Genomic DNA, 13,300 nt, shown 5'->3' on the forward strand with positions numbered 1-13,300 from the left:
ATGAACAAATATAAAAATATCGCCGTTGAGATAGTGAATACCATCGGCAAGGAAAACATTGCTTCCGCCACCCACTGCGCCACCCGATTACGTTTGCAGGTAAAAGACCGGCAGAAAATCGATGATGATAAAGTCCGTAATATCAGCGAAGTTAAAGGCGTATTTTTCAATTCCGGTCAGTATCAGATAATCCTCGGTACCGGGATCGTCAATAAGGTTTATCAGGAGTTTGTTAACGAATATCAGGTTGCCGAAGTCAGTAAGGATGAAATGACGAAGCAGAGTTCGGGCCGATTACAGCGGGGAATACGCAACTTATCGGACGTTTTTGTGCCAATTGTCCCGGTTCTCGGGGCGACCGGTCTGTTTCTCGGTCTGAAAGGGGTCATTTTTAATGATACCGTGCAGGCGTGGTTTGGCAGCAGCGTCCATCAGGTTCCGGCGGCCCTGCAAACGCTGACCACGGTACTCTGCGATACCGCTTTCGCCTTCCTGGCGGCGTTTATCTGCTGGTCAGCCTTTAAGAAGTTTGGCGGTACGCCGATTATCGGTTTTTTAATCGGCCTGATGCTGGTTTCCCCGGCGCTGCCGAATGCCTATGACGTGGCGTACGGCAATAGCAGCCCGATTTATGTGTTTGGCGTTATTCCGCTGGTGGGCTATCAGGGGTCAATTTTGACCGCACTCATCACCGGTATTATCGGCGCAAAACTGGAAATCTTTTTCCGCCGGGTGATGCCCAACTCGATGGACCTGATTTTCACGCCGTTTATCGTCATTCTGATTGCTGTGGCCATCGCTTTACTGATTTTAGGTCCGCTGGTACATGGGTTTGAACACTACGCCGTGATGGCTATTCAGCAATTTTTGACGCTGCCTGCGGGTATTGGCGGCCTGTTAATCGGCTTTATCTATCCCATTGCCGTAATGACCGGAATGCATCACATGTTTATTATGATTGAAACCTCGCTGATTGCCGGCACCGGGTTTAATCCACTCATTACGGTTTGCGCGATGTACGGTTTTGCCAACGCCGCCGTATGTCTGGCTATTTCACTGAAGGCGAAAAATATCGCGTTTAAAACCGCCGGAATTTCCGCGACCATTACTCAGCTATTAGGCGTCTCGGAACCGGCTTTATTCGGTATCGTGATGCAATCCGGGCTTCGGGCGATAATGGTGATGCTCACCAGCTCGGCGCTGGGCGGCATGATTCTGTCGCTGCTGTCGATAAAAGCGAACTCATACGGTCTGGCGGTCCTGCTGTCGCCGCTAATGTATCTCTACGATCGCTATCAGTTTGTCACCTATATTACCGTGGGACTCGCGGTGTTTATTTTTGCTTTTATTATTACATTCCTTTTTGTCAAAACCGCTAACAACCGCAAAGAGAGCTGAAAATAATACAACCCGAATATTAATTTAGCCTGCGGATAACTATCCCGTTTATTAGCACAGTCATCTGTGCTCTGCACCCGCACGTCCAGAGCACAGCCACTCTTGTACAGGTATAAATGATGAAAGCCTATATGCTTACGCTCTGTGCGCTGGCTTTGCCAGCATCCGCCGCTGCGGCGGATACCACCCTGAATGAAATTAATGCCCGGCTTGAAAGACTTGAGGCCGAATTAAAGCAGTCGCGCATCCAGTTACAGGATGCGACGCGGAAAATAGATCGCGCGGAAAAAAGAGCGGCCAGCGCCGAACAAAACGAGGCGCGCGCGCAAGAAAGACTGCAGGCCGTTGAGCACAGAACCGACCAGGATCTGGCGTTAATAAAAAACCAGCCGGCGCAGAATGTCGTCGCGCAGGCGAAGCTTCAGGAAATCACCTTCGGCGGCTACGCGCGCAGCGGCATATTAACAAGCAAGGGCACAACCAGTACCGTCGGGCCTTCCCTGACGCCTGCAGGCAGCACCGGGGGGAGCGTCGGTCGCCTTGGCAATGAGTCGGATACCTATGTGACCGCCGATATTAACTACCGGCGAAAATATGATAACAATAGCCAGCTGCGTTATTACATGAAAATCGCCGAGTGGGATAAAACCTATAATACCGACAGTTCCTTTAACGGCCAGATGAACGTCCGTCAGGCTTTTGTCGAAATGAGCGATATGCCCGCGTTTAGCGGCGCGTTTAAACAGGCGACGCTGTGGGCCGGTAAGCGGGAAGATCGGGATAACTTCGATATTCACTGGCTTGATTCCGATATGATGAATTTAATCGGTACCGGCGCCGGTATTTATGATGTGAATTTCTGGGGAGATATCAAAACCAACCTCGCGGTATATGGGCGTAATTTCAACGATATCGATACGATGGACAACGTTGAATATAACAACATGACCGGCGCGGATAACACGTATATTCAAAACTATACCTTCTCGCTTAATCACCGTCTGGCGAACTGGCAGTGGATGCTCAACGGCCTCTACTCGCAGGACAACGACAAACGCATAAACGATGGTCTGGCGTCGGATAAAGCGGCCTCGCAAGGGTTTAACACCATGCTGGCGTACCACGGCGACAGCTTCTACGGCCTGCGCCCCGGCAGTACGAAAACCGCGCTGCTTTATGGCCGCGCGCTGGGAGCTGAAGTTCGCGGCCCGGGCTCCGACGGTTATTTGATTCAACCGGCATGGACCGTGAAGTTCGCCTCTTACGGTATCACATCACTCACCGACAGGCTGAGCTTCGCGCCGCTGATCGTCGCCCAGAGCAGCAATAATCGCTATATCGATTCTGACCATTACGACTGGGTCACCCTGAACGCAAGAATCATTCAGCAAATTAATCAGAATTTCGCCCTGCAATACGAAACCAGCTATCAGTATATGGATATCGCCCCGAAAGGTTTTAACGGCAACAGCGCCGCCAGCGGTAGCTACTACAAGCTGACGTTTGCTCCTACCTTCAAGCTGCAAAACGTCACGGACTTCTTTGAGCGTCCGGAAATCCGCTTTTTTGCCACCTGGATGCGCTGGGATAAATCGCTGGATAACTACTCCTCAACGGACACCTTCGGCAGCGCCGGATACCATAGCGCTGGTACGCTGTTCTTCGGCGCCCAGCTCGAAACCTGGTTCTGAAAACCGCGTCTCGTCGGCTCATCACAAGGGAGAGGCGCGCCAGCGATTGGCCCTCTTCCACATTTTGAACCACAATTATTGTGCCAGATTTCCGTTACCCGGAAATGAACTATCGTGGAGCTTTTCAACTGGCGGAAGGCCACCGATAACAAATGTGATAACAACAACGGCGGGTCAGTCATTATGAAGAAAATTGCCATTATCGGCGCAGGTCCTACCGGGATTTATACCCTGTTCTCATTGCTTAAACAGGGCGAGCCGCTGGACGTGTCAATTTACGAGCAGGCCGAGGAAGCGGGCGTGGGTATGCCCTATAACGATGAAGAGAATTCGCGCATGATGCTGGCCAATATCGCCAGTATTGAAATCCCTCCTGTACAAAGCACCTATCTTGACTGGCTAAAAGCCCAGAGCCCGTCGCGCCTGGCGCGCTATGGCGTAGAGTATGAAACATTGCACGATCGCCAGTTTTTGCCGCGCATCCTGTTGGGCGAATACTTTCGCGACCAGTTTCTTGCGCTGGTCGTAAAGGCCCGGGAACTGGGATTTAACGTCCAGGTCAATGAGTCCTGTCGGGTCAGCGACCTGCAGGCGACCGAAGAAGGAGTGAGGCTGTGGGTGGAGGAGCAGCCCGTCGCCGAAGTGTTTGACCTCGCGGTGCTTGCCACCGGTCATGTCTGGCCGGATGAAGAAGAGTCAACCCGCACCTGGTTTCCCAGTCCGTGGTCTGGGCTGATGGAAGCCACCATTCCGCCCTGCCGGGTGGGAATTATGGGCACCTCGCTAAGCGGAATTGATGCCGCAATGGCCGTCGCCGTCCAGCACGGTCAGTTTATCGGTTCCGACGATGAGGCGCTCACCTTCAGGCTTAACGAAACCAGTCAGGCGCTGCACATCGTGCTGATGTCGCGCTCCGGCATTCTTCCGGAAGCGGATTTTTACTGTCCTATTCCCTGGGAGCCGCTGGAAATCGTCACCGACAGCGCGATGGAAAATGCCATCGCCGCGGGAAGCGACGGCCTGCTTGACCGGGTCTTTGCTTTGCTGGCGCAGGAAATTGCCCTGGCCGACCCCCTGTGGAGCGAAAATATCGCCCTTCACAGCCTTAACGCCGATAGCTTCAGCGAAGCGTGGTTTGCTAAACGCCAGCAGCATAACCCTTTCCACTGGGCGATGGATAACCTTGAAGAAGTTGAGCGTAACAAGCGCGCGCGCTACACGGTCCCCTGGCGCTACGTTATTCTGCGGCTGCATGAAGCCGTTCAGGCGATGGTGCCCCACCTTAATGACCGCGACCGGGAGCGATTCAAAAACGGCCTTGCCCGGGTCTTTATTGACTGCTATGCCGCCATTCCTTCGGAGTCTATCCGCCGACTGCTGGCGCTGCGCGAAGCGGGCGCGATCGGCATTCTCGCCTTAGGGCATGATTATGATATGGCGGTGCAGCAGGAGAAGACGGTGATTACCAGCGGGCAAAATCGCTATACGTTTGACGTGTTTATTGATGCGAGGGGGCAAAAAGCGCTGAAAAATAAAGATCTCCCCTTTCCACATTTGAGGGACCAACTGATGGCGACGGGCGAAGAGATCCCGGAGGTTGGCGACGATTATACGTTAAGAGAGCCGCCCGTAGCGCGCGGGCGTATCGCCTTCGCCGCAATCCCCTGGCTGATGCACGACCAGCCTTTCGTTCAGGGGATTACCGCCTGCGCGGAAATCGGCGCAGCAATAGCCAGGGCGATATCGCAGCCGGCAAGTCGCTCACGCAGACGTTTAGCGCCATTCGATCTTTAAGAAAGAGAACTAGCCGCCCGTTAACGGCGGCTATTTTTAGCGTTTTTCAGGTTGGGGATGCCAGGGATCTTCTTTATGATCTTCGCTGTCGTCTCTTTTACGCGGAACTTCACCCTGCTCGCGCGGATCCTCTTTCGACGGATGACGACCGCGTTTATCCGGGTCGGCTGGATGCTGTACGGACATCAATTCCTCCTGTTTGCAAGGTTATTTCTGGATCCGGTCGACCCGCACCACTGGCGGCGTCATTTTCTTATCGAGACTGCCGTTGATGCTGATCATCTGATCGGGCTTCACTTCCCGGCCATCAAAAACAGCCGCGGGAATAATGACCCCTATGGTGTCGGTTTTATCGCGGAAGCTGTAGCGGTCATCACCCTGCTGCTCGATAAGATTGCCGCGTAATGAGATGGTGGCCCCATCATGCATTTCCATGGCCTGGCGCACGGTCATGATTCGCCCGTCCTCGGTCCCACGATAGCCATCATCAATCTTGTGCGGCGGCGGCGGCGCAGCGTCTTTTTTAAATCCGCCATCATCCGCGGCAAAAACGCCCTGAGCCATCAACGAACAAAAAATAACTGGCAGTAACTTTTTCATCAACAACACCTCCGGTGTATTTTCATCTTGTCTTAATAAGTCTGGGTGCTGATGTTCATTTTCACAAGCTAATGGCTAATGAATCGTCTGAGAAATATATTTCCTGGCTCGACAGGCGGAGAAAATATTACCGCCAGGCCGCAATAAAATGCGCTAAATATACCGTCAGGCTTGCGATAGAATAATCCTAAAATACTAAACGCCTCTACCGCCTCACATTTCGAAAAGTTTCCCGGCAATCAGTAAATTACCGTTCAGAGATGAACGTAAGCGCAAAAATTATAAAAACGAATCCGTTCGATTATTCGTCAATCATCCACGACAGGCTGACCTGGCAACTACGCTTAATCTTTTAACACGAGGAGGTCAGTATGAGCGAGAACGCTAACAATACCGCGAAGTATCCCCGTCCCCCCTTTGTTGACCAGCCGCAATCGCCGCCGGGTCTTGCCGAAGAGATGAAGCCGCAGCCGGATCACGGCGAACTGAGCTACGTCGGTTCCGGTCGGCTGGCAGGTAAGCGCGCGCTGATCACCGGCGGTGATTCCGGCATTGGGCGCGCGGTAGCGATCGCCTTCGCCCGCGAGGGCGCCGACGTGGCGATCAACTATCTGCCGGAAGAGGAGTCCGATGCTGAAACCGTGATTGCCCTGATTGAGGCCGAAGGGCGTAAAGCCGTAGCGATTCCGGGCGATGTGCGCGATGAAGCCTTCTGTGAATCCCTGGTCGAGCAGGCCGCCAGCCAACTCGGCGGACTGGATATTCTGGTCAATAACGCCGGACGCCAGCAATATTGCGAGTCGCTGGAAGAGTTAACCACCGCCGACTTTGACGCCACCTTTAAAACCAACGTTTATGCGGCCTTCTGGATCACCAAAGCCGCCCTGCGTCATCTTAAAGAACACAGCGTAATTATTAACACCTCATCCGTGCAGGCCTTTAAGCCGAGCCCCATCCTGCTGGACTACGCGCAAACCAAAGCCTGCCTGGTGGCATTCACGAAGTCGCTGGCTAAACAGCTGGGGCCGAAAGGTATCCGGGTGAACGCGGTCGCGCCCGGCCCTTACTGGACGGTGCTGCAGTCAAGCGGCGGCCAGCCGGATGAAAAAGTGCGTCAGTTCGGCGCCGATACGCCGCTGGGCCGTCCAGGGCAACCGGTGGAGATCGCGCCGCTGTACGTTACCCTTGCCTCTGATGCCTGCTCCTTCACCTCCGGCCAGGTGTGGTGCTCCGACGGCGGCGACGGCGTGCTGTAACCCGTTGCGGCGGCGGACCTCTCAGCGGCCCGCCGTCGTGCGCAGACAGTCGAGATACTTCTGCGCTGAATCCAGTACGATCTGACGGGCATTTTTGGTGATGTTCTGCCCTTCGAAGGCGCCGTACAGCGCACCGAAGGGCGCATCGCCCAAACGCTCAACGATATTCTCGACGCTGGGGGCCGCCAAAGGCAGCAGATTAGGATAGCTCCACATAAAAGAAACGGCGCGTGCGCCCGGCGTGACCTGGATAATATCTCCCGCCAGCATAATACCTCCCTCTTTTGCCCAGTGCAGAACGGTTCCCCCGGCGAAATGCCCACCCAGGCGCAGCAACCGTACCGACGGAAGGATCTCCAGCGCATCCCCTTCCCATAATGTGATGGCAGGGCTATCGCGCATGATCCATTCGCGATCGCTGGCATGAAGATAAATGCGCGCATCAAAGGCTGCTGCCCAGTCCTGCATCGTGGTGTAGTAGTGAGGATGAGAAATGGCGATCGCTTTTATCCCGCCAAGCGCGGTGATCAGCTTTTTGCTGGCGGCATCAAGATTAGCGATGCAGTCCCACAGAATATTCCCCTGCGGCGTGAGCAGCAGAAAAGCGCGCTGATCGATAGCAAATTTCGGTACCGTCCTGAAACTCAACAGCCGTTCATTATGCTGCTGCCATTTATTCATATGCGTCGCGATCAGATCGTCAGGTTTAATCCAGGCCTGTCCGCTGGCCGGGACGTACTGGCGTTCATCCTCACAGATACGACAATGGTTCAGGGTATTGCCGCGATCGTCGTAAGACGTACCGCAGGTTGCGCACAGCGTAATCATCACATCTCCTTTAGAATCATTCAGGAAGTCGTAATGAGTATGGCAGACGGGAAATTTATGGCAGGAAGGCGGGCTTCGCAGGGCTTCCGTGCCCTGAGAGGAATTTATTCGAAATAGACGTCAGGGTTTTCCGACAGCGAAACGAAGGTTTTGCTGTTTTTATCCAGCGCGCGAATGTCGCCGCTTTCAATATCGTAGAACCAGCCGTGCAGACGCAACGTGCTGTCGCGCAGGCCGACGGCAACGGAGGGGTGGGTTTTAATATTGTTCAGCTGGGCGATGACGTTTTCCTGCACCATACCGTTGACTTTATCGGTCTCGTTAGCCCAGGTTTTCTTCTCCACGACGGCCTTCGCCGCGTCGGAGTAGCGCAGCCAGTGGGACACCGCCGGCATCGGCTCCAGACACTGGCAGGTGGCGATGGCTTTCATCGCGCCGCAGTTAGAGTGGCCGCAGATGACGATATCGGTCACGCCCAGCGCGACGACGGCGTACTCGATTGTCGCGGAAACCCCGCCCGGTTCAGGGCCAAATGAGGGGACGATATTCCCGGCGTTACGGATCACAAACAGCTGACCCGGCTCCTGCTGAGTCACCAGCTCCGGGACCAGACGGCTATCGGAACAGGAGATAAACAGCGCTTTGGGATTCTGGCTGGATGCCAGGCTGCGAAAGAGCTCTTTACGTTGCGGGAAGATCTCTTTCTGGAAGTTGAGGAAGCCCTCAATGATATGTTGCATAGCAGTGTCTCTTTTCTCTGTTTTAATGACGATATGACAAAGATCACATTTAGCCAGTTTATCACTGACGCGCGAAATGGGAATCGTTATTCGAGGATGAGATAAAACATCGTCCCGCAAAGCCTGGTGACAGCGCGGTAAAGATTGTTTATTTTTTGACAGAGAAAACATTGATGAGCCGGAGCCCCATGCGACTTTAGCGCTCAACATCAACCAGGAGCGCTTATGTTCTTATCCAGCCTGATGGCCATTGCCGCGGTTCTCATTATGGGCGTTATCAGCCCCGGTCCAAGCTTTATTTACGTGGCCCGCAACGCCGTTGCGCGCTCGCGGGTGCACGGTCTGGTCACCGCGCTGGGAACCGGCGCGGGCGCGGCTATCTTTTCGATAATGGCCATGATGGGGCTGCAAAAAGTGCTGACGGCGGTGCCGGAAATGTTCATCGGCCTGAAGGTTGCGGGTGGCCTGTATCTGCTGTGGCTGGGTTATAAAATTTACCGCGGCGCGGCGCAGCCGATGGATTTTGCCGCAGGCGGCATGGCGGCGGAACATTCACTATTGAAAACCTTCCGCGATGGCCTTTATACCCAGCTCAGCAACCCGAAAACGGCGCTGGTATTCGCCTCTATCTTTACCGCCCTGCTGCCGGAACGCATCCCGTTGGCCTTTTACTATATCGTGCCGCTGATGAGCTTCCTGATCGACGTCAGCTGGTATTCGCTGGTGGCGCTGGTGCTCTCTTCCGCCCGCCCGCGCAGCGTCTATCTGCGCATGAAGCGTAAGATTGATATCGTCACCGCCACGGTACTGGGCGCGCTCGGCCTGCGCCTGATTGCCACTTCGCTGTCAAAGTAGGCCAACATACCGTTTAAACGGTATAAATACGGATGTCGTGCTCGCTGAACGCGTCGCGATATTCCCGGCTAATATTTTCCTCCACGACCAGTACGTCAATGGCGCTGCTCTCGACCACCACGAAGCGCGCCACCGCCGGGATCTTATCGGAGGTCAGGCCGACAATAATTTCGCTGCACTGTTTAATGACCGCTTTTTTAAATTCGCAGTCGGAATAGTCAAAGCCTGTCAGGCCCGACTCAGGCGCCATGGCGCAGCCGCCGATAAACCCCTGATCGAAAAGCATACCCTGAATCTGCGCCACGGCGGAGGCCCCCACGCAGCCGCCGGTGGCGCGTTGGATCTGCCCGCCAAGCATCACGACGTCATACAGCGGTTTTTTGAGCAATACGGCAGCGATCTCGGGGGAGTTGGTGACCACCGTTAGCGCCAGCTCCGCCGGTAGCGCCTCCGCCATCGCCAGATTGGTGGTGCCGGTATCAATGAATATGCAGCCGCCGGGCTTCACCAGCTTTGCGCATTTCTGCGCGATTCTGCTTTTTGTCGCCGTATTTTTCTCTTTGCGCGCGCTGTAGTCACCGGCCTCAGGCAGGGTCATCACCGCGCCGCCGTAGACCTTTTTGCAGTATCCCTCGCGGCTAAGCTCATGTAAATCACGGCGAATCGTATGCTCGGAGACGTTCAGACGGCTGGCCAGTTCGGCGCAAACCACTCTGCCGTTCTCCTGGAGGATCTGGCAAATAAGCGCTTGTCGTTGTTTAGGAAAAGCAGCATAATCGAGCAAAAAATAACTCCTGAAAAATTGTTCATCGAGCAATAAAGTGCATAATCGTGCATTCGTGCCCTGACTGTCAATACACCCTATACCGAGGTTTACCATGAAAATTGCCCATATCGCCCTTTGGACCCGTCAGCTTGAGCAACAGGCCCGCTTCTGGGTAGCCTTCTTCGACGGTGAGATAAATGAGAAGTACTGCAGTCAGACCAACCCGGGGTTTGAATCCTTTTTTGTCAGGATCGGCGATGATATTGCCATTGAGCTGATGACCAAGCCGGGATTGACTGCGCTGACGGCGGATAATAACCACACCGGCTGGGTGCACCTGGCGATAACCGTTGGCGGCGCGGAGAACGTCGACAGGCTGGCAAAACGCGCCGCTGAGCAGGATATTCTGGTTTCTGCGCCTCGGACCACCGGTGATGGCTATTATGAAGCGGTAATTAAAGACCCCGATGGCAACCTGATTGAAATCGTCGCATAGTGTCAGACATTGATTCAACAGGAGACGCCCGTGGCCAACTATCACGTCATAGACAAACAAAACTGGCCGCGAAAAGATCATTTTGATTTTTATCGCGGTTTTGCCAATCCCAGCTTTAATCTCTGCGTTCCTGTCGAGGCGCAGCGGCTATATGAGTGCGCGAAAGATCGCGGCGTCTCGTTTTTCCAGCTGGCCCTCTTCGCCCTTGTGCGCGCGGCGAACGAGGTGCCGCAGCTTAAACAGCGGCTGTTGGGCGACGATATTATCGAATATGACCAGCTGGCGGTGATGACGCCAGTGATGACCGCCCAGGAAGGTTTCCGCCAGGTCTGGTGCGAGAATGCCGCCGATTTTGCCGCCTTCAGCCAGGCCGCCACGCCAAATATCGAGGCGGCAAAACACACCGCGCCGGCGCCGCTTATCGTCAACGGCGAAAATTTCTTCTGCGCCAGCTGCCTGCCGTGGCTGCATTTCAGCGCCATGACTCACGCTGAGTATTACGTTGGCGCGTCGGTACCCGCCCTCACCTGGGGCAAGCTGAAAAACGGTATTATTCCGGTCGCGGGCAAATTCAATCACGCCTTTGTCGACGGCCTGCACGCCAGCCGTTTTTTTGCCCGCGTCGAAGAAAATTTTGCTCAACCGGAGATCCTCTGGCAGGCGCGATAATTCCCCGCCATCCCTCAACGACACTCGAGCCCCGGTAAGCCGGGGCCGAAACGCCTGCGTGACTCCCGGCCTGTTCACTCTGCCCACTGTTGCAAATCCAACACGCTGATTCATTCTGCGTTGCAATTGCAGCAGTACGAGCCCGTACCAAAAAACTAACTTACTGTTTAATAAACATTAAATAAGAAACGCGTTCTGGCATGTCCTTTGCTTTAACAGTTATATAACCCACTGGAATTATCAGGCATTTACTTAGCTATTTTTAGCATATGCCGTTTGTTAACCATGAGATGTGACTATGCCCGACGAAAAACAGACCCTTCACTATTGCCGCCAGACGCCAAAGGCATACGTTATCCGCAGCGATGACGAAGCCATCGCCATCGCCCATGAAATCGCGGCGGTACTGCAGCCCGGCGCGGCGCAACGCGATCGCAGCGGCAGCGTGCCGCCGGAGATTATCGATACCTACTCCAATAGCGGCCTGTGGGGTATCACCGTCCCGCGGCAATGGGGCGGAGCCGAGGTATCCGCCGCCACGCTGGCCCAGGTGATAGCGATTATTTCCGCCGCCGACCCGTCGCTGGGGCAAATTCCCCAGAACCATTACTGTCTTCTGGAGGATATCCGTCTGCAGGGCAGCGAAGAGCAGCAGGCATTTTTCTTCGCTCAGGTGCTGCAAGGCTATCGCTTTGCCAACGCGCTTTCTGAAACCGGCGGCAAGACGGTACTCGATATCCGCACTCGCCTGGAGGCCAGCGAACGCGGTCTGAGCATCACCGGCCGAAAAGGCTACTGCACCGGTTCGCTCTACGCCCACTGGATCGGCATTCTGGCGCTCGATGCAGAGAATAACGCGCAGCTGGCGTTTGTGCCGCGCGAATCGGCTGGGCTGACGGTCATCGACGACTGGGCCTGCCTCGGCCAGCGTACCACCGCCAGCGGAACGGTCCTGGCGGAGAATCTTGTCGTCGAGCCTTTCCACCTGTTCCCGACCTGGAAATCCTACGCGACGCCAACCCTTGCCGGGCCGTTTGCCCAGCTCACCACCGCCGCTATCGACCTGGGGATTGCCCGCGCGGCGCTTAACGACACGGTGAACTTTGTCAGCCAGTTTGCTCGCCCCTGGATCGATGCCGGCGTTGAGCGGGCCAGCGAAGACCCGCTGACTATCTACCATATTGGCCAGCTTGACAGCCGGCTGGCCGCCGCCGATGCGCTGCTGGAGCGGGCCGGCAAAGTGCTCGATCGCTATAAATACGCACTGAGCGAGGATAACGTTGCTCAGGCGTCTATCGCCGTGGCGCGCGCCAAGGTCTTTACCACCGAAGCGGCGCTGGAAGCCGCCAGCCGCCTGTTTGAGCTTAGCGGCACCCGCTCAACCAGCATCGCCCTCAATCTTGATCGCCACTGGCGCAACGGCCGCGTCCACACCCTGCACGATCCGGTGCGCTGGAAATATCAGCTGCTGGGCAACTGGGTGCTGAACGGCATTCCTCCACAACGCCATGACTGGAACTGAGATGAACGGCGCGCTGGCTTTTTTCGCTGATATCGACTGGGGCGACGTGGCGCAGGCCAGCCTCGATACCTTGACCATGCTGGGCTGGTCGCTGGGCTTTACCGTGCTGATTGGCCTACCGCTGGGAATTGTGCTCTATCTCAGCGGCCAGCCTCGCCTGCTCCATGCTCCGCGCCTCTATCGCCTGCTGTCGCTGGGGGTCAACGTTCTGCGCTCGCTACCCTTCATCATTTTATTGATTGTGATGATCCCGGTGACGACGCTGATTACCGGCACCTCGCTGGGCGTTGAAGGCACCATTCCGCCGCTGGTTGTCGGCTGCGCGCCTTTCTTTGCCCGGCTGGTTGAGACCGCGCTGCGCGAGGTGGAGCACGGTCTGGTGGAGGCCAGCTGGTCGATGGGCGGCAACACCTGGCAGCTAATCTGGCACACCCTGCTGCCGGAGTCGCGCGCCGGGCTTATTGCCGCCGTGACCGTGACCGCGATTTTACTGGTCGATTATACCTCCATGGCGGGGGTCATCGGCGGCGGCGGGCTGGGCGACCTGGCCATCCGCTTTGGCTATCAGCGCTTCCAGACGGACGTGATGGTGATAACCGTTCTGCTGCTGATTGCTCTGGTGCAGATAGTACAGATGAGCGGCGATCGTCTGGTGAAGGCGATGAGCCGCAAATAACAATAGCTT

Annotated in this window: 14 protein-coding genes; 9 read left to right on the plus strand and 5 right to left on the minus strand. The window is 55.4% G+C overall.

Annotated elements, in window-relative coordinates; all coding sequences use genetic code 11:
• The 3 genes from ACSIPU_RS03370 to ACSIPU_RS03380 all read left to right on the plus strand — a co-directional run bounded on the left by ACSIPU_RS03370 (window position 1) and on the right by ACSIPU_RS03380 (window position 4,883).
• Window positions 1-1,398, plus strand: a complete 1,398-nt coding sequence (locus ACSIPU_RS03370; protein ID WP_142447511.1) for a PTS transporter subunit EIIC — start codon at window positions 1-3, stop codon at window positions 1,396-1,398.
• 116 nt (window positions 1,399-1,514) lie between these two features.
• Window positions 1,515-3,089 (plus strand): carbohydrate porin, encoded by a 1,575-nt coding sequence (locus ACSIPU_RS03375; protein WP_196557520.1) that lies wholly within the window; start codon window positions 1,515-1,517, stop codon window positions 3,087-3,089.
• A 183-nt stretch (window positions 3,090-3,272) separates the two neighbouring features.
• Complete coding sequence (locus tag ACSIPU_RS03380) at window positions 3,273-4,883, plus strand: FAD-NAD(P)-binding protein (RefSeq protein WP_196557519.1); 1,611 nt, start codon at window positions 3,273-3,275, stop codon at window positions 4,881-4,883.
• 36 nt (window positions 4,884-4,919) lie between these two features.
• On the opposite strand, the gene ACSIPU_RS03385 is transcribed toward ACSIPU_RS03380, so the two are convergent.
• The gene (locus tag ACSIPU_RS03385; protein WP_004102735.1) at window positions 4,920-5,069 is read right to left on the minus strand and encodes a hypothetical protein; all 150 of its coding nucleotides are present in this window, start codon (window positions 5,067-5,069) and stop codon (window positions 4,920-4,922) included.
• 21 nt (window positions 5,070-5,090) lie between these two features.
• A complete protein-coding gene (locus ACSIPU_RS03390) occupies window positions 5,091-5,483 on the minus strand; it encodes a YdeI family stress tolerance OB fold protein (RefSeq protein ID WP_004102737.1) in 393 nt (130 codons plus the stop codon).
• A 371-nt stretch (window positions 5,484-5,854) separates the two neighbouring features.
• Between ACSIPU_RS03390 and ACSIPU_RS03395 the strand changes: the two genes are divergently transcribed.
• On the plus strand, window positions 5,855-6,739 hold the full coding sequence (locus tag ACSIPU_RS03395) for an SDR family oxidoreductase (RefSeq protein ID WP_004113469.1): 885 nt from the start codon (window positions 5,855-5,857) through the stop codon (window positions 6,737-6,739).
• A gap of 21 nt (window positions 6,740-6,760) precedes the next feature.
• Here the strand turns inward: ACSIPU_RS03395 and ACSIPU_RS03400 are convergent, their stop codons facing one another.
• Together ACSIPU_RS03400 and ACSIPU_RS03405 are read right to left on the minus strand one after the other, a co-directional pair.
• Window positions 6,761-7,567, minus strand: coding sequence for an MBL fold metallo-hydrolase (locus ACSIPU_RS03400; RefSeq protein ID WP_196557518.1), 807 nt, complete (start codon window positions 7,565-7,567; stop codon window positions 6,761-6,763).
• 104 nt (window positions 7,568-7,671) lie between these two features.
• Window positions 7,672-8,307 (minus strand): carbonic anhydrase, encoded by a 636-nt coding sequence (locus ACSIPU_RS03405; RefSeq protein ID WP_004102756.1) that lies wholly within the window; start codon window positions 8,305-8,307, stop codon window positions 7,672-7,674.
• Between the two features lie 225 nt (window positions 8,308-8,532).
• Here ACSIPU_RS03405 and ACSIPU_RS03410 point away from each other — a divergent pair, with 225 nt between their 5' ends.
• The gene (locus ACSIPU_RS03410) at window positions 8,533-9,162 is read left to right on the plus strand and encodes a LysE family translocator (RefSeq protein ID WP_004102757.1); all 630 of its coding nucleotides are present in this window, start codon (window positions 8,533-8,535) and stop codon (window positions 9,160-9,162) included.
• A gap of 13 nt (window positions 9,163-9,175) precedes the next feature.
• On the opposite strand, the gene ACSIPU_RS03415 is transcribed toward ACSIPU_RS03410, so the two are convergent.
• Window positions 9,176-9,946 carry a DeoR/GlpR family DNA-binding transcription regulator gene (locus ACSIPU_RS03415; RefSeq protein WP_004113471.1) on the minus strand — a complete coding sequence of 257 codons (771 nt, stop codon included), beginning with the start codon at window positions 9,944-9,946 and terminating at the stop codon, window positions 9,176-9,178.
• Between the two features lie 94 nt (window positions 9,947-10,040).
• Between ACSIPU_RS03415 and ACSIPU_RS03420 the strand changes: the two genes are divergently transcribed.
• The 4 genes from ACSIPU_RS03420 (at window position 10,041) to ACSIPU_RS03435 (ending at window position 13,291) form a co-directional block, all read left to right on the plus strand.
• Entirely contained in the window at window positions 10,041-10,424 is a 384-nt protein-coding gene (locus tag ACSIPU_RS03420; protein ID WP_004102759.1) for a VOC family protein, read from the plus strand.
• Window positions 10,425-10,454: 30 nt separating this feature from the next.
• Window positions 10,455-11,093 (plus strand): CatA-like O-acetyltransferase, family 1, encoded by a 639-nt coding sequence (locus ACSIPU_RS03425; protein WP_032728366.1) that lies wholly within the window; start codon window positions 10,455-10,457, stop codon window positions 11,091-11,093.
• Between the two features lie 298 nt (window positions 11,094-11,391).
• A complete protein-coding gene (locus ACSIPU_RS03430) occupies window positions 11,392-12,615 on the plus strand; it encodes an SfnB family sulfur acquisition oxidoreductase (protein ID WP_032728367.1) in 1,224 nt (407 codons plus the stop codon).
• Window position 12,616: 1 nt separating this feature from the next.
• Window positions 12,617-13,291 (plus strand): methionine ABC transporter permease, encoded by a 675-nt coding sequence (locus ACSIPU_RS03435; RefSeq protein ID WP_004102765.1) that lies wholly within the window; start codon window positions 12,617-12,619, stop codon window positions 13,289-13,291.
• Window positions 13,292-13,300 lie beyond the last annotated feature (9 nt).

Origin of the sequence: Klebsiella sp. HN106, assembly GCF_051209435.1 — a bacterium.
Taxonomy (GTDB): domain Bacteria; phylum Pseudomonadota; class Gammaproteobacteria; order Enterobacterales; family Enterobacteriaceae; genus Klebsiella; species Klebsiella oxytoca.